General features: G+C 65.2%; 28 protein-coding genes. 11 read left to right on the top strand and 17 right to left on the bottom strand.

Annotated elements, in window-relative coordinates:
• Positions 1–4: 4 nt before the first annotated feature.
• From Q0Q36_RS01640 to Q0Q36_RS01590, 11 genes are all read right to left on the bottom strand, one after another.
• The gene (locus Q0Q36_RS01640; protein ID WP_293795061.1) at positions 5–475 is read right to left on the bottom strand and encodes a hypothetical protein; all 471 of its coding nucleotides are present in this window, start codon (positions 473–475) and stop codon (positions 5–7) included.
• A 1-nt stretch (position 476) separates the two neighbouring features.
• The gene (locus Q0Q36_RS01635; RefSeq protein WP_293795060.1) at positions 477–785 is read right to left on the bottom strand and encodes a hypothetical protein; all 309 of its coding nucleotides are present in this window, start codon (positions 783–785) and stop codon (positions 477–479) included.
• A gap of 206 nt (positions 786–991) precedes the next feature.
• Positions 992–2,902, bottom strand: a complete 1,911-nt coding sequence (locus tag Q0Q36_RS01630) for a phage tail tape measure protein (RefSeq protein ID WP_293795059.1) — start codon at positions 2,900–2,902, stop codon at positions 992–994.
• A 68-nt stretch (positions 2,903–2,970) separates the two neighbouring features.
• On the bottom strand, positions 2,971–3,354 hold the full coding sequence (locus tag Q0Q36_RS01625; protein ID WP_293795058.1) for a hypothetical protein: 384 nt from the start codon (positions 3,352–3,354) through the stop codon (positions 2,971–2,973).
• A 624-nt stretch (positions 3,355–3,978) separates the two neighbouring features.
• Positions 3,979–5,520 carry a primase-helicase family protein gene (locus tag Q0Q36_RS01620; RefSeq protein WP_293795057.1) on the bottom strand — a complete coding sequence of 514 codons (1,542 nt, stop codon included), beginning with the start codon at positions 5,518–5,520 and terminating at the stop codon, positions 3,979–3,981.
• A 114-nt stretch (positions 5,521–5,634) separates the two neighbouring features.
• Entirely contained in the window at positions 5,635–7,506 is a 1,872-nt protein-coding gene (locus Q0Q36_RS01615) for an HK97 family phage prohead protease (RefSeq protein WP_293795056.1), read from the bottom strand.
• On the bottom strand, positions 7,503–7,745 hold the full coding sequence (locus Q0Q36_RS01610; RefSeq protein WP_293795055.1) for a hypothetical protein: 243 nt from the start codon (positions 7,743–7,745) through the stop codon (positions 7,503–7,505). Before Q0Q36_RS01610 ends, Q0Q36_RS01615 begins: the two co-directional genes overlap by 4 nt.
• Positions 7,742–7,930: a hypothetical protein gene (locus Q0Q36_RS01605; protein WP_293795054.1), complete on the bottom strand. Its 189-nt coding sequence runs from the start codon at positions 7,928–7,930 to the stop codon at positions 7,742–7,744. Before Q0Q36_RS01605 ends, Q0Q36_RS01610 begins: the two co-directional genes overlap by 4 nt.
• Positions 7,930–8,454, bottom strand: a complete 525-nt coding sequence (locus Q0Q36_RS01600; RefSeq protein ID WP_293795053.1) for a hypothetical protein — start codon at positions 8,452–8,454, stop codon at positions 7,930–7,932. Before Q0Q36_RS01600 ends, Q0Q36_RS01605 begins: the two co-directional genes overlap by 1 nt.
• Positions 8,455–8,530: 76 nt before the next feature.
• Positions 8,531–9,052 (bottom strand): hypothetical protein, encoded by a 522-nt coding sequence (locus Q0Q36_RS01595; protein WP_293795052.1) that lies wholly within the window; start codon positions 9,050–9,052, stop codon positions 8,531–8,533.
• Positions 9,053–9,078: 26 nt separating this feature from the next.
• Positions 9,079–9,270: an Arc family DNA-binding protein gene (locus tag Q0Q36_RS01590; protein ID WP_293795051.1), complete on the bottom strand. Its 192-nt coding sequence runs from the start codon at positions 9,268–9,270 to the stop codon at positions 9,079–9,081.
• A 112-nt stretch (positions 9,271–9,382) separates the two neighbouring features.
• Between Q0Q36_RS01590 and Q0Q36_RS01585 the strand changes: the two genes are divergently transcribed.
• A complete protein-coding gene (locus Q0Q36_RS01585) occupies positions 9,383–9,676 on the top strand; it encodes an Arc family DNA-binding protein (protein WP_293795050.1) in 294 nt (97 codons plus the stop codon).
• 344 nt (positions 9,677–10,020) lie between these two features.
• Here Q0Q36_RS01585 and Q0Q36_RS01580 read toward each other — a convergent pair whose 3' ends face one another.
• The 3 genes from Q0Q36_RS01580 to Q0Q36_RS01570 form a co-directional block, all read right to left on the bottom strand.
• A complete protein-coding gene (locus Q0Q36_RS01580; protein ID WP_293795049.1) occupies positions 10,021–10,284 on the bottom strand; it encodes a pyocin activator PrtN family protein in 264 nt (87 codons plus the stop codon).
• Positions 10,285–10,617: 333 nt separating this feature from the next.
• Positions 10,618–10,824 (bottom strand): hypothetical protein, encoded by a 207-nt coding sequence (locus Q0Q36_RS01575; RefSeq protein WP_265058595.1) that lies wholly within the window; start codon positions 10,822–10,824, stop codon positions 10,618–10,620.
• Positions 10,825–10,977: 153 nt separating this feature from the next.
• Entirely contained in the window at positions 10,978–12,036 is a 1,059-nt protein-coding gene (locus Q0Q36_RS01570; protein ID WP_293795048.1) for a hypothetical protein, read from the bottom strand.
• A gap of 153 nt (positions 12,037–12,189) precedes the next feature.
• Between Q0Q36_RS01570 and Q0Q36_RS01565 the strand changes: the two genes are divergently transcribed.
• Both Q0Q36_RS01565 and Q0Q36_RS01560 read left to right on the top strand, forming a co-directional pair.
• Complete coding sequence (locus Q0Q36_RS01565; protein WP_293795046.1) at positions 12,190–13,128, top strand: lytic transglycosylase domain-containing protein; 939 nt, start codon at positions 12,190–12,192, stop codon at positions 13,126–13,128.
• A 179-nt stretch (positions 13,129–13,307) separates the two neighbouring features.
• Complete coding sequence (locus tag Q0Q36_RS01560) at positions 13,308–13,886, top strand: L,D-transpeptidase (protein WP_265058592.1); 579 nt, start codon at positions 13,308–13,310, stop codon at positions 13,884–13,886.
• A 59-nt stretch (positions 13,887–13,945) separates the two neighbouring features.
• Here Q0Q36_RS01560 and Q0Q36_RS01555 read toward each other — a convergent pair whose 3' ends face one another.
• The gene (locus Q0Q36_RS01555) at positions 13,946–14,308 is read right to left on the bottom strand and encodes a DUF971 domain-containing protein (protein ID WP_293795045.1); all 363 of its coding nucleotides are present in this window, start codon (positions 14,306–14,308) and stop codon (positions 13,946–13,948) included.
• Positions 14,309–14,468: 160 nt separating this feature from the next.
• Here Q0Q36_RS01555 and moaA point away from each other — a divergent pair, with 160 nt between their 5' ends.
• From moaA to Q0Q36_RS01535, 4 genes are all read left to right on the top strand, one after another.
• Positions 14,469–15,482 (top strand): GTP 3',8-cyclase MoaA, encoded by a 1,014-nt coding sequence (gene moaA, locus Q0Q36_RS01550; protein ID WP_293795112.1) that lies wholly within the window; start codon positions 14,469–14,471, stop codon positions 15,480–15,482.
• A 75-nt stretch (positions 15,483–15,557) separates the two neighbouring features.
• Complete coding sequence (locus Q0Q36_RS01545) at positions 15,558–16,157, top strand: hypothetical protein (protein WP_293795044.1); 600 nt, start codon at positions 15,558–15,560, stop codon at positions 16,155–16,157.
• Positions 16,147–17,616: a hypothetical protein gene (locus tag Q0Q36_RS01540; protein ID WP_293795043.1), complete on the top strand. Its 1,470-nt coding sequence runs from the start codon at positions 16,147–16,149 to the stop codon at positions 17,614–17,616. The genes Q0Q36_RS01545 and Q0Q36_RS01540 overlap by 11 nt, the downstream gene beginning before the upstream one ends.
• Before the next feature lie 11 nt (positions 17,617–17,627).
• Complete coding sequence (locus Q0Q36_RS01535) at positions 17,628–18,392, top strand: hypothetical protein (RefSeq protein WP_293795042.1); 765 nt, start codon at positions 17,628–17,630, stop codon at positions 18,390–18,392.
• Between the two features lie 120 nt (positions 18,393–18,512).
• On the opposite strand, the gene Q0Q36_RS01530 is transcribed toward Q0Q36_RS01535, so the two are convergent.
• Positions 18,513–20,237 carry a methyl-accepting chemotaxis protein gene (locus tag Q0Q36_RS01530; RefSeq protein WP_293795041.1) on the bottom strand — a complete coding sequence of 575 codons (1,725 nt, stop codon included), beginning with the start codon at positions 20,235–20,237 and terminating at the stop codon, positions 18,513–18,515.
• Positions 20,238–20,443: 206 nt separating this feature from the next.
• Between Q0Q36_RS01530 and solA the strand changes: the two genes are divergently transcribed.
• The 3 genes from solA to Q0Q36_RS01515 are packed head-to-tail and all read left to right on the top strand — an operon-like array spanning position 20,444 to position 23,698.
• Complete coding sequence (solA, locus tag Q0Q36_RS01525) at positions 20,444–21,583, top strand: N-methyl-L-tryptophan oxidase (RefSeq protein WP_293795040.1); 1,140 nt, start codon at positions 20,444–20,446, stop codon at positions 21,581–21,583.
• 25 nt (positions 21,584–21,608) lie between these two features.
• Positions 21,609–22,511: a DMT family transporter gene (locus Q0Q36_RS01520; protein ID WP_293795039.1), complete on the top strand. Its 903-nt coding sequence runs from the start codon at positions 21,609–21,611 to the stop codon at positions 22,509–22,511.
• Positions 22,508–23,698, top strand: a complete 1,191-nt coding sequence (locus Q0Q36_RS01515; RefSeq protein ID WP_293795038.1) for a multidrug effflux MFS transporter — start codon at positions 22,508–22,510, stop codon at positions 23,696–23,698. Before Q0Q36_RS01520 ends, Q0Q36_RS01515 begins: the two co-directional genes overlap by 4 nt.
• Before the next feature lie 21 nt (positions 23,699–23,719).
• Here the strand turns inward: Q0Q36_RS01515 and Q0Q36_RS01510 are convergent, their stop codons facing one another.
• Positions 23,720–24,586: an NAD(P)-dependent oxidoreductase gene (locus Q0Q36_RS01510; RefSeq protein WP_293795037.1), complete on the bottom strand. Its 867-nt coding sequence runs from the start codon at positions 24,584–24,586 to the stop codon at positions 23,720–23,722.
• Between the two features lie 133 nt (positions 24,587–24,719).
• On the opposite strand from Q0Q36_RS01510, the gene map reads away from it, so the two are divergent.
• A complete protein-coding gene (map, locus tag Q0Q36_RS01505; RefSeq protein ID WP_293795036.1) occupies positions 24,720–25,472 on the top strand; it encodes a type I methionyl aminopeptidase in 753 nt (250 codons plus the stop codon).
• Positions 25,473–25,475 lie beyond the last annotated feature (3 nt).

Below are 25,475 nucleotides of genomic sequence, written 5' to 3'. Positions count from 1 at the left end.
ACCGTCAGGACCTGACTTGGTCCTGGGCATTCGCTTGCGGAGCGTGCCGGCGCGGCCGCGACGAGGGCGACGAGGGCTTGCTTTGCTTCCTCGCCATCCGCTGTACGCAGGCTTCGGCGGCGGACAGCGCGAGCTCCGGCGTCATAGCGACAGGCGTAGTAGACACCGCCGCGATCGGGGTGAGGAACTTCGAGGTAGTAACCGCCGAATTCCCATCCGACGGCATCGCCTCGCTGTTCGTCTCCCTTTTGCTTTCGTTGGGCCACGCTGCACTCCGGTGATAGCTGCGATCGAGATATTCCTGCACAGCTTCCGCCGTGTAGTGGGGTCCGTTGGGAAAGGCGTAGAAGGCAACCAGTCCCTTTTTGCGAGCCCGGCGCATCTCGCCGGGCTTGAGGAATCGCCAACGCTCCTCGACCTGAGCTTCCGAGAGATACGCGTCGGGATCGATGACGTGCGCGCTGGCGAGAAGCATCTCAGTCCTCCGCCTCGCGCCTAGCGCGGTCCTGCAGCTTGGCGGCGACCTGCTGAATGCGCTCGATGGACTGCGCGCGATCGAAGCCTCGGCTGACCAGGCGATCGACGATCGCTTTTGCGAGCTGCTGGAGTTCTGAGAACTGACCTCGCGAAATGGTCATGCACGCCTCGAGGCATGCTGTTGCGATGTCGGACCGTTCCGGCGTTCGCTCGGCAATCAGCCGCTCGCGATACTTTCGCTGATATTCCCTCTGCCTCTTCAGGCGCCGGCGCCAGCGGCGGGCATCTTCTGGATCGTGGAAGGTCATGTCACGGGCCTCCTTGGTCCCGTCAGACCCGATGATCCCGAAAAAGATGAAAGTCAGAACTGAAGGAAAAATGCGCCTAGCCGCAGCCCCCCCGCGTGAGCTCAGCGCGTTTTTTTCCCTTACGTTTTCATGGAAGGGCCCTGTGAGCTTACGGAGGAAGCTCACAGGGTGAGAGAACGACAATGCTAGCGAGGCGGCGGCCATGATCAGTTCGGCCCCTGCTTGCCGACCGGAAGGCCGCTGACGCCGGTTCCCGGTGCTCTGACGGTAACGTTGATCGAAGGAGAGGCCGAGAAGCTCAACATCTCCTTGAAGCGCGCAATCTTGGCCGCCGTTTCGGCCAGGCCACGATCCAACTCCGCATTGAGCGAACTGACGAAATCCGATCCCGCTGCGGTTCCTGCGGAGCCAAGATCGAGCTTCGGCGCTTCGAATGTCTTGGCTGCTTTGCCCTTACCTATCGTCAGCGGCAGATTGCCGAAGCTCGCCAATCGGTCGAGGCTCGAAATCCCGCTCGAAGCATCGCCTGCTCCCTTCGTGGCCTGGCTGACAATACGCATGTTGTCGAACTCGCGGACCATACGGTCCTGCCGCAGGCGCTCCCAATCATGGAGGGCGGACTGGATGCGCTCTGAGTGGATGTTGTCGGGGCCGGCGAGCAGGCTCTTCGCGGTCAGGGTGGTTGCGCCCTGGAAAAGGCCCGCCTCCTTCTGCAAACCTTCCCGCGATGCCTTGCCGAGCTTTTGCCGGCGATATTCCGCCTCAGCCGCGCGACGAACCTCCTCGTTTTCGGCATAGGCGACGACATAGGGCAGCGTCGAAGTGTCGTATTTCCCGCCAGAGATATTCTTCAGGGTTTGGATGTCCTGAGCCTTCTTGTCGACAGGCGGAGAGGGCTCGGGAGGGAGTTTGCCGCCGATGCGCGCAGCTTCGGCGTCGACATCGCGTAGCTTATCCAGCCGATTCGCGGCTTTCTCCGAGGCATCGACGGACTGGTTGATCACATCGGCGAAGGCGCCGCCGACCTCCTTAAGACGATCGCCGACGCGCTTCATCACGACATCGATCGACTGCTGCGCGCGGTCGAGCCGGTTGAAATCCTTCTCCAGCGCGATGGTGAAGCCGTTGCGCACGGACCCCAGGGTCTTCGTTTTATCGTTCGCGAGCGTCAGCAGCTTGACGATCCGGTCATAGCCACCGGTCAGGCGAGCGATGTCGTCGGCATATTCCATGCCGAAAAGATCCTTCAGCACAGAAATGCGCTTGGTGCCTTCAAGCTTTTTGAGGGCTCCGAGCAGCTCCATGATCGCACCGGTCGCGTTCTTTTCAACGCTCTTGCGGAATTGCTTCGGCTTCAGCCCCGCTAGCTTCAGGGCATCGTCGAAGTCGTCATCCGGCACCGCGATCTTGGTAAGCATGGCGTTGAGGCCTGTGCTCGCAACCTCAGTCCCGACACCAACCTCCTTCAGAGCTGCGCCGAACGCGAGCATGTTCTCGGCTGATATTCCAAGGATCTTGCCGGCGCCGCCCACCCGCCGGAGGATCTCGATAAGGTCCTTTTCGCTCGACGCCGAGCTATCGGCGACAGAGTTGATCGCGTCACCGATCGCCTCGATGCGCTTCTGGTTCGCATCGTAGATATTGCCGATCTCGGCGAGCGCCTGCCCGGTTTCGGCAGCGTTCGTCCCCCAGGCAACAGTGGCCTTCGAGGCATACTCCGTGAACTGACCGAGCTCGCGCGCTGGACGGCCGGCGAAGCCCGCTGCTGCATAGAGCTGCGCCAGCTCCTCCTTCGTTTTGCCCGTGGCACGAGCCAGGTCGAGCAGGAACTTCTCCTGCTCTTTCAGAGATTGCGAGCTGGCGTCGGTCGCGCGCTGTACGTTGTACATCTCGCGCTCCATCGATACCGACGACTTGAAGGCGCGTCGGGCGATGTCCACGGCCGAGATGGCGCCGCCGAGCGCGCCCATGGCGCGCGCGGCTGTCGACGAGAACGCGGCCATGCTTGACTTCTCACGAGCACGGAATTTGTCGAGCTCGCGCGCCGCGGCATTGAGGCCGGGGCGCAGCTTGTTTTGTGCCGTCAGGATGGCCTCGGCGCGAACCGCTACAACCATTGCTCACCTCACGTAGGCGGCCCAGCGGGCCAGACGGGGAAGGTCCATGCGTTCGATCTCCGAGGGGGCTACGCCGCCTGCGACGAGGGCGCGGATGCGGGCATCAACCGCTTCCGCGCGCTCGTAAAAAAACCGAGGACGACCTCTTCGATCAGCATCCCGAGCGCTGGATCGCGCTCGCGGCCGATGACATCGGCATCGTGATCAACCATGAGCCTGCCAATCCACTGCTGCAGCTTCTCGCGGTCGGTGTATGGCGTGGCCAGACCGGCCTCACCGAAGATGAGGGACCGTGGATCGCCGACCTCCCAGATCTCGCGGACGCTCGGCGGCCGGATAGTCACATAAGGCCGCGCCTCACCACCGATCCCGACGATCGGGGCGGAGAAGAAGACGCGGACACAGCCATCGGGCTGGTCTTCGCTTCGCGGCGCGCGGGATTGTTCCATCATCGATAAGTCCTTTGCTGGATGACGCCGGAGTAATCGACCGGCAGGGTGGAGGGCGAGCGCAGGCGCGCGCCTGAACGGCGCGGGTCCTTCCGGGCCGCCCCGGCGCTGCGACGGGTAAGCGGCGCGGGGTTTTCCCAGTGAGGCAGGTTTCCCGAACGGGTTGACAGGGTTGCCAGCGTTGACAACCGGAGACACTGCCAGAGCGTGTTCGGGCGCTCCGGGGCGTGTTCGGGGTGTTCGGTCAGGATTGGGCCGACCCCGCTAGCGAAATCGCGCGCCGCCGACACGTCGCCGCATAGGGTGGTCCAGGAAGGACCCGCCAACCCGTCGCGTCCAACCTGTCCAACCTCTGCGAGGTGCTGGAATAGAGGTTGGACGCGCCAAGTGATTGATTTGATTGGCTGCGTCCAACCTGTCCAACCTGTCCAACCTAAATCAGAGGTATAGGAGAAATAGGAGGAGCCCCGGCCGCACGGCATTACACGCGCGCGTGGGGGCGAAAAAGGTTGGACAGGTTGGACAGGTTGGACGCGGCCTTTGTTTCCAAAGGCTTGCAGCGTCCAACCTTGGATTATGCGTCCTTCCAAGGTTGGACGCGATGCGCAGAGGTTGGACGCCAAGAGGTCACGCGCCATCGCTCGCCCCCTCCCCCGCGCTCTCATCGTCGGGCCATGTGATCGGCTGGCCAACCAGCTCTTCGAAAGCAGCACGGCAGTCTTCGAGCCCCGGGACGATCCAAGCGCGGAAGCGCTGGAAATCGCCTCCATCGGCCCTCATGAGTTTCCGCGCTTCCCGCAATCCCGGGATCAGTTTTCGCAGCGCGATCCCAAGCTCAGTCTCTCCCGATCGATGCCGGATGCCGGCACGATCGCCATCCGCAAGATATTCCGCAAACAGATGGGACTTGGCGATCTCGGCCTGCCAATCGCTACCGCTGCGCACCATCGACCCGCGATGCAGGCAGTCCAGCCACCAGCGCTCGACGTGTTTCAGCGACCGGATCTTCTGTTCGAGGAGCGCCTCGGTCTTTGGGATCAGCCTTAGGTTCACACTCGAAAGATCGAAGTCGAGCAGGTCGGCCAGAAGCGCCTCGTATCCGCCAGCCTCGAGCTCCTCCTGCATCTCGGCAAAATAGCCGTGGTTGTCCCTGGCATGGTCCGAGATGGTGAAGACGGCGAAGCGCCTCTCCTCCTTGCCGGCCGGCACAACCCAATCCTCATTAGAGGTCATGATCAGCCGGAGGTAATTGTCGACACGGACCGGATCGACGCCTTTCGCCTCGATCATCTGGGTTCCGGATGTCACGAGGCTTTTGAGCCGGCCTTCAGCAGCCTTATCGCCCGCCCACACGGCTTCTTCAGCCTGCATGAGCAGGCAGGCCGCCATATGCGCGTTGAACTGTCCGGTGATGTAACGCGGGTCATCGACAAGGAAATAGTGGTCAGCGATCAGCCGACCGATGACCTCGCCGACCTTGGTCTTGCCGGTGCCCATTCGCCCGCGAAACACGAGCGCCGTCCCGATCCGCTCGCGTGGCCGCTGCACCAGGTGCGCAAACCATCCGAAAATCCAGGTGAACAGATCCTGGTTGCCCGAGCAGACATTGGTCAGGAGGTGGTCGCGGAAAATTTTGTATTCGCCGGCGCCGCGCTTCGGCTCGACGGAGAAACCGCGCCACAGGTTCAGATAGCCAGGCGTTCCACCAGCATTATTGCGATCCGGATGGAACTCGATGCCGTCGTATTGCCGGCGGGCGCTGGCGCGGAGCCACCGATCGGCCCAGGTGATCGTCCTGATCTTTCCGTCGGCGCCGGTTACTTGGGTGAATTTGTTTCCGAAATAGGCGCGGAAGGCATCGATCGCGAGAATGCGGACCCGATCTTCCGTTTTCGCCTGGGTCATCTCGCGGACGACGACGGCCTTCGAGCCCATCAGGACGAGGGCGAACTGCCGGTTCATCTCTTCGATGTCGAAGCCCCATTCCTGGGCTGCTGGAGCGGCCGACCCCGCCTCACTCTCTTCGTCCAAGCCTGGCAGATCGGGACCGCTCGCGGATGTGGCTTCCGCGCCGGCGATCAGCGCGCGCAGCTCGTCAGCCGACAGGGCGCTCTTGGCGAACGCTTCGTCGACCATATCTGCGGTAAGGGTGGGCGAGGCGTCGGCCATCTTAGCTCATGGTGTTTTGGAGGACCGTCCCTCGCTGCTTCAACCGGGAGTGACGGCCAAAGCAGCGAGGGTGGTTAGCGACGGGCGGTCTCCCGGCGCCCGCCATTCCGGCGACTAGGCGCCGGCGTTCCGATACGCCCCGCGGAAATCAACCGCGGAGAAGCCGACATCGTGCTCGACCTTCGCCCGCAGACCCTGCGCACTGAACGGTGTTTCGAAGGTCAGCCGCGGCGCCGTGTAACCGTCGAGCAGGCTATAGATGAAGGTGGGTACCTTCTGCGGGTCCGCGAATAGGTACCAGGCGTTGCCCGGGATCTCCGGCGAGATGATCTTCTCGAACGCGCCCGCGAACGGGTTGGCACTGGCTGCAGATTCCGGCGTGATCGAAGCCAGGAGTTGGTCGATTTCGGTCTCCTTGTCCGGCCCACCGACAATGAACTTCGGCTCGGACTGAACAAAGAGGCCATCCAGTGACTTGCGCTTGCGCATCGCGGCGCGGCCCAGCGAGACACTGCTGCTAGCGACTGCTGCAGCGGTCCCTGCAAGGCTGCCGTCGGTGGTGTTGAATACGCCACGCCCCGTCGCCTGCAGCTGCGGTCCCGCCCCGGCGCTCGAAAGAACGAGCGTCCAGAATAGACGGTCTTCGAAAGCGACCACGTTACCCACGGAGTGGTTCAGCACATCAGCAATCGCGCCCAGCTGATCGTTTACCAGCATCGCGCGAGAGAGGCTGATACCGATGCCGTAAGCAGAAACTGCCATGTACTCGCGGCTTTCCGAGAAGGTGCCGTACTTGATTTCGCCACCCTCGGGGTTCACCGGCTGCAGCGCGGGGAAATCCCCCGGGCGGTAGTAGGGCGCCGGTCGGAAATCGGACACGTCGCGGCGCCGGCAAAGCTGACGATAAGTTGGAAGCGCCGAAGCGTAGCGGGCCGCCATATGACCACCGGTGGCCGTCTCGAACATCAGCGGAAAATCGCTTGTCGCGTGGAAAGCGCGGCGGAGGATCTCCTCGCGACCGGCAACGTCGTGCGGGATGCGACCGCGGTGACCGAGGACCTCGGCAGCCATTTCGACGATCGGCAGCCCGCGATAGCGGGCAGCGGAGGGCGCGAGGGGCGCTTCTCCGCCCGCAAGCGCGCGACGGATTTCGAGCGCCATGTCGCGGACGCGCGACTCGCCCTCGTCACGCTCGACGCGAACCGCGCTGAACGAAGGAGACTGGCGGGCGACCAGAGCTTCGTTCACGACAATCCGGAAGGCGTCGACGGTGGTGCCGTTCTCGACAGCCTCGTCGATCTGGATCTGTTCCAGACCCGCGCGGCGGCCAAGGTCAGCAAGGGTGCTGACGCGGGACCGCTCAGCGCGCTCCGCTCGCCGGGCGGTCGCCGACGCAGCCGTATTGCTCTCCGGCTGGCTTTCGAGGGTGAGAGTTTCGTCGTCTTCGGGGGGCATGCGGGTTCCTTTCAGGGATCGGACAACTGCGGCCTTGTCGGCGGGGATCGCCACGAGCGAGATCTCGTAGAGCTCCCAATCGACGGCCCGGATCGTGTCGGTGGCGGAGTTTGAATGGCGCTGGTTCCAGGAGTTGACCCGGAAACCGATCGAAAATTGCGACAGCTCGCCGCGCGCGACCTGGCCCTCAGCCTTGCGGCCTTCATCCGTGTCGGCGAAGCGAAGCAGCGCGACGAGTTGCCCGTTCTTGAGGTTGACCTTGGCCACGGTTCCGATCGGGCGGTCGGGATCGTGGTTGAGCAGGAAAGCCATACGGCCGCCGGCAGCCCGGCTGAGATCGGCGGCATCGGCCGACATGACGAGGATTTCTCCAACGCCGAACCGCTTGATCGGCGTATCCGTGGCGACGACGGCCTCAACGGTGCGGGCGGCGGCGTCGTAGCTCGACGGGGCCGCGATCGCGCGTGGGTCCGGCGCCTTCAGGCGCGTCCTCATTTCATCGGGGGCGCGGGTGAGGAGAGCAACGTTCATGCGGGCATCTCCGCGACGAAGGGGCCGAGCAGTTCGTCGATCCGGCCGAGGCACTTCAGCGCCTCTGCGATCAGTTCGTCGGAACGCGCCATCTCGGCTAGGACAGCCGCCCGCGTCTCATCGTCGACACCAGACAGCGCCGTCGGAACAGCCGTGACGGTGAAGCGGGGCACGTCGATCACGAACGCCGATGGCTGGCGCGCACCGAGATGCTGGCGAGGGAACGAAATGACGCTCACTGAACTTTGCCCTCCTTGTTTCCGTCTCCGTTGAGGAACTCCTCGATCTCGTCGACCGCATCGACCACTGCAGACATGGCCTCAAAATCGAGGGCGTAGCGGCCATGCTCATCGAATTCCGCCACCTCGAGGTCGAGGTGCTCGCGTAGTGTCGCGATGGATGATTGGATGTTCGTCGGCACCATCACGCGGCACCGCCAATCTTGGCCAGGTGCTCGATGAGTTTTGCTGGCAGGAGTTCGGCTTCCCGCTTCATGTCGACGACGATCGCGCGCGCTACGCCGAAATTCGGAATGTCGTTGAGGTTATTGGTCCGGATGCATTTGAAGGACAGATCGTCCTCATCTTCCCGCCAGGCCACCGCGAAGCGATTGTCGACAAGGCTCGGTAGGGGCGTTCCCTTATTGGCGAACTCTACAACATGCGGGGCGATCTGCTTTGCCAGATGGATCTGCGCGAACAGGTCGCTGGTCACGGTCCCGAGGCTCTTCGCGATAGCGAGGATCACGACATCACCGAGAGAGTAGAGCCAAGCCGGGCGAGCGACGCCCGCCAAAAGTGCATCTTCGATCCGGGATGTCTTCTTACCGCTCGGCAGCAGAATGTGACCAACCCCCTCCAGCAGGCCGCGACGGCGCTGGTCGCGCAGGTTATCAGGCGCCGGGGCACCCAACTCCTGAACCTCGGATGGCGTGAACGTTCTGGTCATAGCTCCCTACCGTGTGTTGATCTCATGGTCGTTTTTACCATGGGATCCTCTCACGATCAAATCGGCTGTTCCCGTTCTATTTCAGGGAGTTAAGCGGCATTGCAGGCCGAGCCGAATTCAGCTTTGCGGCTTCGTCGATCCGCTCGTACGGATTTCGCCAAGGATCTGAGAGGGGACTGGCCATCGCATTGATGCCGTCCTTTGAAGCGTCGAGCCCAGCGGCGTCGACCATCACAGTCAGCGCAGACGAAAGAAGGCGGCGGAGCGCTCGCTCATGCTCCGGCTCCGGCTTCTCCTCCCTTGTGACCCAGTCGAAAACGCGAGCCGCAGCCGCGAGCTGAACAGCAGCTCCCGCGAGGGAGGTCGCGGGAAGCGTTGCGAGCGCAGTGATGAGCCCATCTTCGCGATCGAACGTATGATCGAGATATCCTTCGAGGATGCCCACACCAGGCGATCCGCTGCGCTTCATCGCCTCGACTTCGAAGTCGCCTTCGGTCCAGTCGTCATTCACGCGAGCGATCGCGCGGCCGAGTTTCAGGTGGAAATCTTCGGTTTTAGGCAAGCCGGCAGCGGCTGCCGCAGCGCATGCGCGAGGCATTGGAGGGCTCCGAATCTTTGAGTGGGTCAGTTGCTGGCGATGGCGGGCTTGGCCGGCTGAGAATTGGATGCCGCGAGCGCCGTCTCGAGATGGACGATCAACTCGGCATTCATGGAGCGACGATTGGCGCGGGCCGCGGCGGCCAGGCGCTCGCGCATGCCTTCCGGTAGTCTGACCATGAACTTGTCGGACTGACGACTTGTAGCTGTGCTCGACATAAGTAGCTTCCTTATGGCCTAGTGCCATAATGGCCTAGTGCCATACCATGTCAAGCACATATGGCACTAGGCCAGCATTTTCTTTTCTGGCCTAAGGCCATACGAATTGCGGATGCCGCAAGAGACCCCCAGTCGCGATCTTGATAAAGTCATTGTCCGCTTGCCAGACGGCGTGCGCCAGCAGCTGAAATTGCAAGCCGACCACAACAAGCGCAGCATGAACGCCGAAATTGTCGCGCGCTTGCTGGAAAGCCTAGAGCCTTGGGTGCCGGGCGATGACCACGTCGTCTACAAAGAAGAGAAGATTTCGTTCCCTGCTGAGACCTACGACCTCAATGAGCTGCTCGGTCGCTTGGAAAAGCTCACTGACAAGGTCTCGAAGGCCGCCGGACGCGATCGAAAGTAACGACTGCTATTTTCTCACGTCAGCGCCCTGTGCTTCCCGCAACCGTCGCGCCTTCCGCTCGAAGGCCAGGGCCGCAGCATCGCGCGCGCCTCCAGGCGCGCAGGCTAACTCGGGAAATAAGTGCGGCGATCGGAGCCGGCGCCAGCGCTCGAAGGCTTCGGGATCAACTCGACCCGTCATAAAATCCGGAGCCGGAAATCCCCGTTTAAGGTATTCCGGCAACCGCTCGCGAAATGCATCCGAGCTATCGTAACCAAGGGCGCGAGCGACCGCCGAGAGCGGCAGGTCGTCAACAATGACAGCTCGAACCATAAATTCTCCAACTGGCTGCCCTTCGGCGAACGCTAGACGCCGGTGAGCGCCTTCATTTCTCGAACAGCCGCAGCGCGGCGCTTGTCGATATATGCTGCCAGATCCTGCAGGTGAACGCCGCGAGCGCTCTTTTGACTGTGCTCGATCCTGGTGATTGGTAACTCGATCTCGCCGGCGCCAACCTTCCGCAGGAATTTATCGAGCGATAGGTGGCAGAAGAAGTCTTGGCAGACCCGATCCAGTGGCACGATCACGCGACCGTCGTACTGGGCCATAAGCAGGAATACGGTATTCAAGGCGGGCTCCGGCAATCGTTAGGCGTATGTCACTCGCAGCTCGGCCGCCGTCGATTCGTCAACAGCACTTCAATCGCGAAACTCACTTCGTTCTCCTCTTGATCGCCTTGTGTTCGGCGAGGACAGGAGAGGAACTGACCGTCTTTTCAACTGCTTGAGAGGCAGGAACTTCGTTCACACGGGAGGGGTCACAGGTTCGATCCCTGTATCGCCCACCATTTTTCCGGACTTTCCCCACCCCTCACACGCATCAACGCGCAGAACAGCGCGCGAACACGCGCGGCCTGCTGGGGGTAATCTGGGGGAAGCTGTTCCCCGCCCGTTCCAGCTCCCTCATCCGGCCTTGGCCGACGATGCCCGTTCCAAGGTCGCCACGACCTCGTCGACACTCTCCTTCACGCCGAGGAGAAAATCCTTCCGGAAGGCGATGATCGTGTCCGGCGGCTCACCCTTGAATTGATAGACGACCGCCACCTGCTCCGGGTTGACGTAAACCGGCTTTCCGTCGGCAGGCGAGGTGAACTTGCAAAGCTTCGGCATGATCGACTTCGGTCCTGTGCTGCGGGCATCTCGTCAGGCAGCGCGGCAGAGTTTTCGGCGCACCGCCTATCATGCTCCAATACCGACCGCATCTGCTGAACGCAAAAGGCCCACCAACACATGCTGCGTTGCTGCCGCTCGCCGGCCGAGCCGTCAGCGCAGCACGACCGCCGCGCCATCCGCCTGCGGCGGCTCTCCCTTGCCGATGCGGGCGAGTTCCGCGCCGAAGCGCGCCGCGATCGCCAGACGGAAATGCAGCGGATCCCAGTAATTGGCGTCCTGAGACGTGATCGGCGAGGCATGGGCGTAGTCGATGACCGTCGCGCCGTGGCGGCGAGCCAGCGTGGCGACCTCAGCCTTGCAGCGGGCGTAGCGCTGCCAGGCAGCCGAGCCCTCGCGCGGATAGGCCATCAGATGGGCTGGCGGCAGCACCAGCATCACCTGCGTCGTCTTTGGGAAGGCGGCGATGCTCTCTTCCAGCCATGACAGTGCCGGGAAGCGCCAGCCGGCGCTCTCGGCCGGTGTCACGGCGGCCGTCGGCGACAGGGGGGTGAGGTCGGCGATCACGCCGCCATTGCCGGCATAGATATGGCCGCGCGCCCGGGCGAGGTCATAGGTCGCTTCCGGCGGCGTGAAGACCTCGTAGCCGTCGCCGCGGATGCGCTCGCGCGACCAGCCGAGCCGATAGGCCATGAGCCGGCCGGCGATCTCCAGATTGGTCAGGTTGAGCAGCTTCGGCCAGTCTCTCCAGCCGACCTCGCGCGAAAGCCACGCCGGCACCGGCCGGGGTGTCAGGCGCTTCCCCTCGTCAGTGGCGTCAGCCTCGCACCAGGTCGTGTCGATGCCCCAGATCAGCCGTTTGGGCGCCTGCACATGCTCCCGGAAGAGCTGCGTCATCTGCATCTGCTCCCAGGGCGTCGCCGCATTCATCGCGAGATTGACGAAGCGGGCGTCGAGGCCACCCGACAGGACCTGCGGGTCGAGCAGCCGCATCGTCGAGGTGCCGATCACCGCCGCATCGAAGCGCCCGGAACGGACGAGCTGCGGGTACATGAAGCGTTGGTTGATATCCATGATCGGCCGCGGTGCCTGCCCTGCATGGACGCGCATGCCGAAGGGGTCGAGCACCGCGATGAAGGCGAAGAGCAGGCCGGCGCCTACCGCCAACGCGCCGAGGAACCATCGCGACCACTGGATCCAGGCCTTCGCCATTCCGGCCTTCACTCCGAAGCTGCACCGAACCGAGAAGCGGGCGGCCGATCAGCCGGCGGCACGCGGCGTCCTCATCGCACAGGCCGCCGCCTCGTCACAACGCGAAAGGCGCGCCGCATGGTCGCAAGCCAGCGAACATGGCAGAGAAGGCCGATGATACCCGGCCGTCTCCGCGCTCTCATCCGCCTGCTGCTGCAAGGGCTTGCGTCGCCGCTGCTCACCCTGGCGCTGCTGACTGCCCCGGCACAAGCAGCCGAAGAGCCGTTGCCGGCATCATCGGGCATCCAGGACGCGCTCTGCCGCCTGATCGACGACTCGGCCAGGGCACAATCCATACCCGCCGCCTTCCTGACCCGACTGATCTTCCAGGAATCGAGCTTTCGTACGGGCGTCACCAGCCCGGCCGGGGCGCAGGGCGTCGCCCAGTTCATGCCCGGCACGGCGCGCGAGCGCGGGCTGATCGACCCCTTCGACCCCGAACAAGCCGTGCCCAAGGCGGCGCATTTCCTGGCGGAGCTGCATGACCGGTTCGGCAATTGGGGCCTCGCAGCTGCCGCCTATAATGGCGGGCCGAACCGCGTCGCGGGTTGGCTCGTCGCACGCAAGGCCGGGCAGATGCGCTTCCTTCCGAGCGAGACCGAGAACTACGTCTTCGCCATTACCGGCCGGACCGCCGATGACTGGGCCGACGAGACGATCGACCGTGCCAACGGCGACGGGCGCTCGCCACCGATGCCGCCCGCGACCCGCGACAGCGATGCGCAGGCGGGCTGCGCGCACACGCTCGTCGCCATCCGGCAATCCCGCCCTGCCCTGCCCGCGATCGCGGAGGCGCCCTTCGCTCCCTGGGGCGTGCAGCTCGCCGGCAACTTCTCGAAGGCACGCGCCCTTGCCGCGTTCCAGCGAGCCAGCGCCCGCCATCGCGCAATCATCGGACCCCTGCCGCCGATGGTGATCGGGACGCGCCTGCGCAGCCGCGGGACGCGCGCCTTCTACCGGGTGAGATTGCCGGCGGCGACCCGTGCCGAGGCCGTCGCCTTATGCCGGCGTATCCAGGCCGATCGCGGCGCCTGCGTCGTGCTGCGGAGCTGACGGTCCGCGGCCAATGTTGCATGCGCGCAACGCGGCACGGCAAAGCTCGATTGCTCCCGGCGATGTGATTGCCGCTGCATTGCACGACCCTGGGGAAGCTGACAGGACGTTGAGGAGACGTTGACTTTTCTGCGTCATTTTCGCGACCCAGCCGTCCCGATCCGCCCGAGGTTCTTCCGATGATCCGCTCCACCCGTCTGGCCTTGCTCGCCGGCCTAGGCCTGCTCGCTCTGGGCTCCGCCGCCCGAGCCGAAATCGACCCGCTGACCCGCCAGCCGCTGGTCCAATATGTGGACCCCGCCAAGGCGCAGGCCACCGCCGTTCCGCGCGAAATCGTCGACTATCCGACGAAGCACAAGCCGGGCACGATCGTGATCAACTCGACCGAGCGCCGCCTCTACTACGTGATGCCCGACGGCAAGGCGATGCGCTACGGCGTCGGCGTCGGCCGCCCCGGCTTCGACTGGGCCGGCAGCCAGAGCATCACCCGCAAAGCGGAGTGGCCGGGCTGGACCCCGCCTGCGCAGATGCTGAAGCGTCGCCCCGACCTGCCCCGCCACATGGCCGGCGGCCCGGACAACCCGCTCGGCGCGCGCGCCATGTATCTCGGCTCGACCCTCTACCGCATCCACGGCTCGAACGAGCCGGAGACGATCGGCCAGGCGGTCTCCTCGGGCTGCATCCGCATGCTCAACGAGGACGTGATCGACCTCTACGACCGCGCCAAGGTCGGCACCCGCGTCGTCGTCGCGCGCTGAGCCATCAACGTATTCCGATGAGAAGGCCGGCGGAAATGCCGGCCTTTTTCGTTTGGGCCTCAGCGCTTCCGTTCGCGCGACAGGCCCTTCTCGGCCAGCGCCGCGACATAGGCGCGCATCTTCTCCTCGCCCCGCTCGCCGAGCTCGCGCAGGTAATCCCAGGCGTAGATGCCGGTCTCATGCATGTCGTCGAAGCCGAGCCTGACGGCGTAGTGGCCGACGGGCTCGACCCTGAGGATCTCGACTTCGGCCTTGCCGGGAACGATGGTCTTCTGGCTGGGATGGTGACCCTGGACCTCGGCCGAGGGGCTTTCGACGCGCAAAAGCTCGGCCGGCAACGCGAAGCTCGCGCCATCGTCGAAGGCGACATGCAGGGTCCGGCGGTCCTTGGAGAGGCGCAGTTCGGTCGGCCAGACTGACATGGGCGGTATTCGTCCTTCGCAGGCTGCCATGAACAGGCGCTTGACCTTCACGGGCGCAGTGCCAATGTCATGCTATAGCAATGTGAAGGCGCGCCCGCATCCTGCGCGGACCGGCCGCTCCACAATGCGGGAACGTGAGGCAGACGTGCTGCTCGACGACATGAAGCCGCTGACGCGGGCGCCTTTGGTCGACCCGTTCGGCCGCAAGATTTCCTATCTGCGCATCTCGGTGACGGATCGCTGCGATTTTCGCTGTGTCTATTGCATGTCCGAGGACATGAAGTTTCTGCCGCGCAAGGAACTGCTGACGCTGGAAGAGCTCGACCGGATCGCCAGCGCCTTCGTCGCGCGCGGTACGCGCAAACTGCGCCTGACCGGCGGCGAGCCGCTGGTGCGCCGCGACATCATGAGCCTGTTCCGCTCGCTCTCGCGCCATCTCACCTCGGGCGCGCTCGACGAATTGACGCTGACCACCAACGGCTCGTTGCTGCATCGCTATGCCGCCGAGCTGGCCGGCTATGGTGTGCGCCGCATCAATGTCTCGATCGACACGCTCGACCCCGACAAGTTCCGCGAGATCACCCGCCGCGGCGACCTCAAGGTCGTGCTCGACGGCATCGAGGCCGCGCGCAAGGCCGGCATGCGGGTCAAGATCAACGCGGTGGCGCTGAAGGGCGTCAATGACGACGAGATCGAGCATCTGATGCTCTGGTCGCATGGGCTCGGCATGGACCTGACCCTGATCGAGGTCATGCCGATGGGCGAGATCGAAGCCGGCCGCGTCGACCAGTACCTGCCGCTCTCGGTGGTGCGCGGGCGCCTGATGGACAAGTACACGCTCGTCGACGATCCCTATCGCACCGGAGGGCCGGCGCGCTATGTCCGGGTCAAGGAAACCGGCGGACTCATCGGCTTCATCACGCCGCTGACCCATAATTTCTGCGAGAGCTGCAACCGCGTGCGCCTGACCTGCACCGGCACGCTCTATATGTGCCTCGGCCGGGAGGATGCCGCCGATCTGCGCGCGCCGGTTCGGGCCTCGCAGGACGATGCGCTGCTCTTCCGCGCCATGGACGAGGCGATCGCCCGCAAGCCGAAGGGGCACGATTTCATCATCGACCGCCGCCATAACGGCCCGGCCGTCGGCCGGCACATGAGCGTCACGGGCGGCTGAGGTTGCCGGGACGCATGCCCCTCGCTTGACCCTTCGGCCGAATGCGGTCACCGTCCGCGCGACGGGTGGAGTTGCATGCGGTCACAGTTCAAGGCGATGGCCCGCCGGATCAAGGCGGCCGCGAGTGCGATCGACGGTGCCGTGAGGCAGACCCATGCGGCGCGGCTCGCGATCATGGCTGCGAATCTGCGGCGCGCCCTGCCCCTCCCCGCCATGTTGTTGTTCGCGACGCTGCTGTTCTGTCTGTTCCTGGGCTGGTCCTCGGCGCGCGGCGTCTTCACCGTGCTCTCGCCGGCATCGCCGACGGGGATCATGGCCGGTATAGCCGCTGTCGTCGCAGGGATTGCGGTCCTCGAACTCTGCGCGGCCTTCGCGATCACGCTGATGACCGCGGCTCTGCAATTGGCCTACGACACCGGCCGCCACAGCGTTCTGGCCTCGCTGGCGATCGCGAGCGTGCTCGGGCTGGCGTTGATAGTCTCCCATCTGGCCAACGAGGGAATGCCGGCTCTTGCGGGCGCGACCCTGCCGATCCTCGGCCTGTGCGGCCTCCTCGCGCTGACGATCTGGTTCAGGCGCGCCTATCTGCGCCCGGCCTATCCCGGTTTCCGCGACTTCTGGGTCGATATCGTCGAGGCCCGTCATTTCCTGATGCGAGCCGCCCATGGCGAATGACGACGGTGCAGCCTCGCGGGTCGTGCGGATGACGCCTGCTCCGAGCGCCCATCATCTGGCCGAGTCGGTGAAGGCCGGGCATCACGGTGCAAGCGACGCGGTCGAGAACCAGCCACCGGCCCATGCGACGATGCTCTCGCAGACCGAACAGACGCTGATCGCCCGGGCACGCGAGCATTTCGCGACCTTGCGGCAGGAGGCAGCGGCCAGTCTCAACGCTATCCAGGCCGAGGTCACGAGCCGGCGCGAATTGTTCACGCAGCAGCGTTTCGAGGGCCGCGTGCGCGGCGTCGAGGCGACCATGCGCGCGATGCTCGGCAAGCATGGCGGGGAATTGGAGCAGCGCGTCTATGACGCGCTCAGGGCCAAGCGCGAATACGCCTTCTTCAATTACGAGAACAAGCGCCGAGCCGATCCCAAGCTCGACAAGTGGCAGTTCATCCTGTTCTTCCTGGTCGTGCCGCTGGTCATCGAGAGCCTGCTCAACGGCAATTTCTTCGCCGAAGCCAGTGATTTCGGCTTGGTCGGCGGTGCTGCGACCGCCGTCATCATCTCGGCGCTGAATATCGCGCTGGGCTTCTTCATGGGCGTGGGACCGGCGCGCTACTGCCAGCACGTGAAGAGCTCGCATTTGTTCTGGGCACTGCCGGCCTATGCCGGGATGATCGGGCTGATCGTGCTGTTCAACCTCGCGGTCGGGCACTATCGCGAGATGCTGATCGCCAACCCGGATGCGCGCTCCTTCCAGGTGATGCCGCGGATGATGGAGAACCCGTTCGCGATCTATGACATCAAGTCGGTCGCGCTCGTCATCATCGGTTGCCTCGTCGCCTTCGTTTCGGCGACCAAGGGCTACACCGCCTTCGGCACCTATCCCGGCCATGCCACCGCCTATAAGCGCTGGCGCCAGCGCTGGAGCGCGGTCGAGGAGGAACGGCGCCGGCTCGATGCCGAATTGCTGCCGGAGCTGGAGGCGATCCGCACGCAGGTCGACGGCTTCCGCGAGGATTGCCGCGACGAACTCGGCAAGCTGCAAGGCGTGAAGGCAGCCGCCGAGAAGGCGCGCGATCTCTATCTCTCGCGCCTTGGGCAACTTCGCGCCGCCAAGGACGCCGCCATGATGCAATATCGCGAAGCGAATATGCGCGTCCGCACGGACCTGCCGCCGGCCTATTTCGCGCAGTCGCTGAGCCTCGCCGAGATCGACCAACCGGCGGAGCTGCCGGAATATGTCGCAGCCCGCCGCCAGATCGACGATTTCGAACAGCAGCTCACCAGTATGCCGGCCCTGATCGAGAACAAGCTCAAGGACCGGCTTGTGCTGCTGCGCGGGGTCGACCTCGCCGGCGAGATCGAGCAAGTGAAGCTCAGGGCTGCGCAGGCCGGGCGCGAAGCCTTCGAGCAGGACGAGGCAGCCCAGAAGCAGGCGGCGGAGGATTTCGCCGCAATGAAGCGCTAAAGGCTGACGGCATGAAGACCGAGAACTGGGCGATCGTCGCCTCCGTGCTCGCCGGGCTTGGCCTTGTCGGCTTCTTCGCGGCGCCTTCCCTGCTGCGCGGCCCGCCGCGCGACCAGGATACGCTGTGCCCGAAGACCGGCCCCGTCGGCCACACGCTGATCCTCGTCGACAAGACCGATCCGTGGAGCGAGGTGCAGGCGAAGCGGCTGAAGACGCTGGTCAAGCAGGTCGGTGACGAGTTGCCGACTGACCGGATGCTGTCGATCTATGTCTTCAACGACGTGTTCGAGCCCGGCTTCCCATCGCTCGTCTCGCTCTGCAACCCCGGCAAGACGGCGAGCGAGCTGATCGGCAACCCGCGCCGCGAATACGTCAAATGGGTCGAGAAATTCGGCCGGCCGCTCGACGAGGCGCTGACGGTGCTGACCCAGCCGGCCAAGGGCAATCAGTCGCCGATCGTCGAGGCCATCGGGGACGTCGTCTCGCGCCGCGAGAACCGCGTCCCGACCGGCGACCGCAAGCTCGTGCTCGTCTCCGACATGCTGCAGAACTCGAACCAGTTCACGATGTTCGGCAACGGAGCCGGTGCGCGCGATCCGGAGCGGCTGCGGCGGCTGCTCGGCAAGGTCTGGCAGGATTCGGGCGCGTCGGGCTGGGAGCTGAGCGTACATCAGGTCCAGGGCGTCTACGATGCGGCGAGGCTCGAACAGGCGGCGACGCTGTGGAAGCAGGCCTTTCAGAAGCTCTCGATCAACGTGAGCTGGGACCGGTTGTAGAGAGGCGCCGCTCTCTCCGCGCTGAAATGCGCGGTCCCGTGTCTGCGCAGCAGCGTTGCACGCTGCTGCGCAGACACGGGATGACAGGCGGGTCAGTTCAGCAAACGCGACATCAGCCCTCTAGAGCCGATACGCCATTCGCACGCCGCCCCAGTGGCGGCCGCGGACGCGTAGTGGCGCGTTGATCTCGCTCAGGAATTCGGCACGGCCATCCTCGTGCTCGTGCCGGCTGAGCTGGATGAGGAAGGGGCGGATCGAACGGCCGGCGCTCAGGCCCACGCGGCTGTCGGCGATCCGCCGGTTGCGGGCATGCGCGGCGTTCCAGGCGGGATCGCCGGGGCGCGGCGGCAGGGACCAATCGACGTGATGGACCGGCATATAGCCGTTGCGATCGCTCGGCAGGGCGAAGACCAGCCGGCGATCGGCGGCAAGCGCACCTGCCAGAAGCGGCGGCAGGACGGCTTCAAGAGCCGGCAAGCTCGGGCTCAGATATTGCCGGGGCTCGCTTTCGGGCACCGGGACATAGCGGAGGTCGAACAGATCCTCTTCGGAAATCAGACCTCGATCGATGGCCGCTTCCATCGCTCCCGCGACCTCGCGGGCGAAATCCTGTGCCCGCTCGATCAGCGGGCGATAGGAGCGTTCGATATCCTCGATCATGCCTGCCAGCGCATCACAGCCGGCCGCGGCATCACCAGCGAAGGCGATATGCAGCCCATGCTCGCTGACACCGGTCATGCGGCAGGGCAACGGCGGCAGTCCCTCGATCGTGACCACGCCTGCGCCGCCGATCGGCAGACGCGCCTGAGGCGAGCCGGCCAGCAAGGCACCGCCCCGGCCGAGATCGACGAGCCGTCCGGCAATATCGATCCCGCCGACAGCGAGATGCGCATTGCGCGCCGTGGGAAAGCGGTCGAAGCGGCGCCGGTCCGCAAAAGCCGAATGGCGCAGTGCCGGCTTGAAGCGCCTGAGCATGTTGCCGACGAGGCGACTGCCCTTCTGCGTCGCCCGGCGGGCGCGCTCGCTCTCCGCGACCGTCTCATGGGCGATGCGGTCGATTTCGTCGGCGCGGCGCGCGACGCCTTCCACGAACAGGGCTGCTTCCCGCGCATTCCGGGAGAGTTCCGCGGTCGAACTGGCCTGCTCCTGCGAAGCCTTGCCGATCGTCGCCATGATCGGATTGACATCACGCACGATCTGCAAGGTGTCGTTGACGATGCCGGTCGAGCCCTGGGCTGCGCGCGTCAGACGGTCCACGCGCTCGCGGATATGGCCGACGGCCTCGCTGACCTCGACGGAGAGGGACTTCACCTCATGCGCGACGACACCGAAGCCGCGCCCGGCCTCGCCGGCGCGGGCCGCCTCGATCGCCGCATTGAGCGCCAGGAGATTGGTCTGGCGTGCGATTTCGGCGATCGAATCGACGATGCCCCGGATCTCGCCGGTCGCCGACGCCAGGCCGTCCAGCATCAGCGCAGCCTCACCGGCGCGCAGCACCGCGGCGTCGAGCCTGTCGCGGACACTCACCATCGCCCCGTCGACCTCTTCCGCCGCCTGCGAGACCTGATGGGTCGCGGCGGCGAGCGCGGAAGCATTCTCGCTGGCGGCGCTCACGGCCATGCGCATGCTGCCGGCATTCTCGAGGATGGTGCGCGAGCCGCTCTCGGACTCGGCCGAGCGCTGCTCGACCTCGCCGAGCTCCTTCGTCAGCCGCTGCATCGCAGAGAGGATGTCGCGCTCGATATCGTCAACGGCATCATGGGTGGAGGCGTCATGAAGCTGGATGGAAGCCTGGTGGGCCGTGGCCTCCACCGCCGGCACCGGCGCCGCGGGGATGTCCTCCACCGCATTTCGGGCGCCCAGCCAACGTCGAATCCTGCCCTGCATCCCCTGCCCAGTCTCACCATAGGTCAAGCCCGTGTCCGGTTATGGTGCCGGCCCGTTAACAAAAGCTTCCACGCCGCCGCACGGCGCCCTTGCCGGAGACGCATTGGACCCACGTCCCTCGCCCCTGTATGGCTGGATTTTCCGCGCCAAATGGACAGACGCCCATGAGCCAGCACAGCTATGACGTCATCGTCGCCGGTGTGGGCGCCATGGGGTCCGCGGCCTGCTGGCATCTGGCGCAGCGCGGGCTCAAGGTGCTCGGGCTCGAGCGCTTCGACCTCGGCCATGCGATGGGCTCTTCCCACGGCCTCACCCGGATCATCCGCCTCGCCTATTTCGAGGGCTCGCATTACGTGCCGATCGTGAAGCGCGCGCATGAATTGTGGGCGCAGACCGGCGAGCAGGCCGGCATGAAACTACTCCATGTCACGGGCTCGCTCGACCTCGCGCCAAAGGGCGGCGGACCGGTCGAATCCTCGCTTCAATCCTGTCTCGACCACGGGCTGACGCATGAAGTCCTGGAAGGCGCGGAGGTGACGCGGCGCTTCCCGGCTTTCCAGCTGCCGGAAGGGCATATCGGCCTGTGGCAGCCGGATGGCGGCTTCGTCGCCTCGGAAAAGGCAATCTACGCCCATGTCGGGCTGGCGCAGTCGCGCGGTGCCGAGATCCGCACCAACGAGCCTCTGCTGGACTGGACTCCCACGGCACAAGGCGGCGTCATCGTCCGCACAGAACGTGGCACCTACTCGGCCGGGCGGCTCGTCATCACCTCCGGCGGCTGGATCACAGATGCGGTGCCGGCGCTGGCGAAGCAGGTCAACACGGTGAAGCAGGCGATCGGCTGGTTCACCACGCGCCGCCCGGAACTGTTCCGCGAAGGTGCCTTCCCGGTCTTCATCCTCAGTGCCGATGAAGGCACTTTCTACGGTTTTCCGCTCTACGAGCATCCGGGCTTCAAGCTCGGCGGGCCGCATTTCGGCCGCGAGCCTATCGATCCGCACGAACCGGACCGCACGCCGAGCGAGAACCAGATCAGGCTGATCCGCGAATGCCTGGCGCGCTACCTCCCCGACGCAGCCGGCGAGCCGCTGACGGTGAAGGGCTGCGTCTATACCGTCTCGCCGGACGAAGACTTCATCATCGATACGGTGCCGGGCGTGCCGCAGGCCGTCTTCGCCTCAGCCTGCTCGGGCCATGGCTTCAAGTTCGCGAGCGCGATCGGCGAAATCCTCGCCGACCTGTCGACGACCGGACATTCCCCCTTCGACCTGAAACCATTCTCGCTGTCGCGCCTGCCGGCCTGAAGCTTCCCGAACTGGATCCGATCCCTTGGCCAGCGCAGCCGAAAACCGCCGCGGCATCGTCTTCATGCTCGTCGCGATGTCGCTTTTCGTCGTCAACGATGTGTTCATGAAGCTCGCCCGTGAGGTCTATCCGGCCGGGCAGGCGATCACCATCCGGGCATCGTTCGCCGTTGTCGTCGGCTTCGCACTCGTCTTCGCCGCGCGGGAAAGCGACCGGCTCCACATGGTCCTTCGCCCTCGTGTTCTGCAGCGAGGCCTCCTCGAGGCCTTCAGCGCGCTAACCTTCGGTTGGTCGCTCGGGCTAATGCCGCTCGCCAACCTTACCGCGATCAACATGGCCTCTCCCCTGCTCATCGTCGCGCTGGCGGCAGTGCTGCGGATCGAGCAGGTGGGCTGGCGGCGCGCGGCGGCGCTGACCGTGGGTTTCGTCGGTGTGTTGTTCGTGGTGCGGCCAGGCGCCGAATCCTTCAACGCAGCGGCGATCGTCGCCGTGATCAGCGCCATCCTCGTCGCAGGGCGGGACCTCACGACGCGCACCATCGGCGCGGAGGTTCCCTCGACGGTCGTGTCGCTGACCACGACGGTCCTCGTCGGCCTCGTTGCCGTCGCCTACGGCTTCACAGAGACGTGGTTGTCGATCTGGCGCATCCAGACCGTCTATATCGCGGTCGCCGCCGTGCTCGTCACGATCGGCACCTTCTTCATCATCAGCGCCTTCCGGCGCACGGATGTCGGCGTGATCTCGCAATACCGCTACGCCATCATCGTCTTCGCGACCGTGCTCGGCTACGTCGTCTGGGGCGACGTGCCGGACTTCTTCGCCTTCATCGGCGTCGCACTGATCGTCGGCAGCGGGCTCTACACCATGCACCGGCAGCGCGTGCGGCCCGATTCCAACCTGAAGCTCACCCGGAAGAGCGCCGCGTGACGACGGCGGCAATCAAGCCCACGCTCGCGATCCTCGTCGCGATCTCGGCGCTGCAGCCGATCGCGCTCAACCTGCTCGCCCCGGCGACGCCGGCGCTTGCCCGGCATTTCACCTCGAACTACGCCACGATCCAGCTCACGCTGACGCTGTTCCTGGTCGCGGTCGCGCTGACGCAGCTCGTCATCGGGCCGCTCTCCGACCGCTTCGGCCGCCGCCCGTGCGTCAATGCGGGGACGGCGCTGTTCGTGCTGGGCTCGGTGCTCGGAGCGCTCGCCCCCACCACGCATATCCTGCTGATCGCACGCGTGCTGGAAGGCGCCGGTGGCGGGGCCGTCTTCGCGTTGTCGCGCGCCATCATCCGCGACACCGCCGATCGCGACCACGCCGCGAGCCAGATCGCCACCGTCACCATGGTGATGGTGGTGGCGCCGATGCTCGCGCCCTGGCTCGGCGGCCAGATCGAGACCGCCTTCGGCTGGCGCGCGATCTTCTGGTTCATGACGCTGTTCGGTGGCGCGGTGCTCGTCTTCACGCTCGCGCGCCTGCCCGAAACCGCGCCCAATCTCGGCCAGCAGAGTTCGCTTTTCGGCGTCTTCAGCGTCTTTCCGGAACTCGTGCGGAACCGCGAGTTCATGCTGAACGTCGCGGCGAGCTCGTCCGCCTCGTCGGCCTTTTTCGTCTTCATCGCCGCGACGCCCTATATCGTCGTCGAGACGATGGGGCGCGGCTCGGATGTCTACGGCGCCTATTTCATCCTGAACGCGCTCGGCTACATGATCGGCAACTTCGCCATGTCGCGGCTGGCGGTGCGCGTCGGCACGCAGACGATGGTGCGCCGCGGCCTGGTGATCTCCTTTTTCGGGACCGCAGTGGCGCTCGCCCTGTCGTTCACGCCCTGGTGGTCGCCGCTCGCGCTGTTCCTGCCCTTGGCCGTGAACGCGGTCGGCAACGGCATGACGATCCCAGGGGCTACGGCCGAGGCGCTCTCGGCCCGTCCGGAGCTGGCCGGCTCGGCAGCCGGTCTACTAGGCGCGACCCAGCTCGGCTTCAGTGCGGCACTCACCGTGCTGATCAGCTGGCTGGTGACGCTTTGGCCGCAATCGATGAATCTGTTCGTCTGGCTTCTGACGACGGCCGGGCTGGTCGCCGTCACTTTCGTGAAGAAGCGTCCGGGCCCGGCGACCTGAGCGGACCGAGCCGGCGCAATCTCAGCCTTCGAGACGGGCAATCAGGCTCGACGTATCCCAGCGATTGCCGCCCATCTTCTGGACCTCGGCATAGAACTGGTCGACCAGCGCGGTGACCGGGAGCTGCGCGCCGTTGCGGCGGCCCTCGTCCAGGACGATCCCGAGATCCTTGCGCATCCAGTCGACGGCGAAGCCGAAATCGAACTTGTTCTGGTTCATGGTCTTGCCGCGGTTCTCCATCTGCCACGAGCCGGCGGCGCCCTTGGAGATAACCTCCAGCATGGTCTCGACATCGAGCCCGGCACGCTTGGCGAAATGCACGCCCTCCGACAGGCCCTGGACGAGACCGGCGATGCAGATCTGGTTGACCATCTTGGTGAGCTGACCGGAGCCGGCCGGGCCCATCAGCTTGCACATGCGCGCGAAGCTCGCGATCACCGGCTCGACGCGGGCATAGGTCTCGGGCTCACCGCCGCACATCACGGTCAGCACACCGTTCTCGGCGCCGGCCTGCCCGCCCGAGACGGGCGCGTCGACGAAGCCGAAGCCGCCCTGCTTCGCCGCCTCATAGAGTTCGCGCGCGACATTGGCGGAAGCCGTGGTGTGGTCGACGAAGACCGCGCCTTTCTCCATGCCGGCAAAGGCGCCGTTCTCTCCTGTTGTCACCGAGCGGAGGTCGTCATCGTTGCCGACGCAGCAGAAGACGATCTCCTGGCCCTTGGCGGCATCGGCCGGGGTCGGCGCCGAGACGCCGCCATGGCGGGAGACCCATTCCTGCGCTTTCGTCGGGTTGCGGTTGTAGACGGTGACCTCATGACCCTTGGCCTTGAGATGGCCGGCCATGGGGAACCCCATCACGCCGAGACCGATGAATGCGACTTTGGCCATGCCGAACTCCCGCTTTTCTCCGAAGATGATCCCGCTTTAGCGTGCAGGCGCCGGACGGGGAAGGCGATTGCACGCCATCCGCCCATGCGGCTTTTCCCTTGCGGGCATGAGGCGCGCGGCTTAGCTCCGGTGCATGACGATATCGAACGACGACGAATTGCAGGCGCTGAAGGAGATCGGCGGCATCGTGGCCCGCGCGCTCGCGGCGATGGGCAAGGCGATCGAACCCGGCATGACCACGGCCGAGCTCGACGCGATCGGCCAGGACTATCTCGAACGCCATGACGCGCGCCCTGCCCCGGAGCTCGCCTATGAATTCCCCGGCGCGACCTGCATCAGCGTCAACGAGGAGATCGCCCACGGCATCCCCGGAGAGCGGCGCATCCTCGCGGGCGACCTCGTCAATATCGACGTCTCTGCCGAGAAGAACGGCTTCTTCGCCGATACGGGCGCGTCCTTCGCCGTGCCGCCGGTCAAGCCGAAGCTGGAGCGGCTCTGCCGCGATGGCCGGCGCGCGCTCTGGGCCGGGATCGGGCAGGTCGGCGCCGGCAAGCCGCTCGCCGGTATCGGTCAAGCCGTCGGGCGCTTCGCCGCGAAGAACGGCTATACGCTGGTGCGCAATCTCGCGAGCCATGGCGTCGGCCGCTCGCTCCACGAGGAGCCGACGGAGATCGCGACCTGGCCCGATCGCAGCGAGCGCCGGACCATGACGAACGGGCTCGTCTTCACCGTCGAGCCGTTCCTGTCGCTGGGCGCGGATTGGGCCGAGAATGCCGACGGCGATCGCTGGACGCTCTACAGCGATCCTTGCGCGCCCACCGTCCAGTACGAGCACACCGTCGTCGCGACGCCGCGCGGCGCGGTGGTGCTGACCCTGCCCGGCTGAGAC

It is taken from the genome of uncultured Allobosea sp., assembly GCF_945957345.1.
Taxonomy (GTDB): domain Bacteria; phylum Pseudomonadota; class Alphaproteobacteria; order Rhizobiales; family Beijerinckiaceae; genus Allobosea.
Note: the sequence above shows the minus strand (reverse complement) of the source record. Positions and strands in the feature narration are given on the sequence as shown.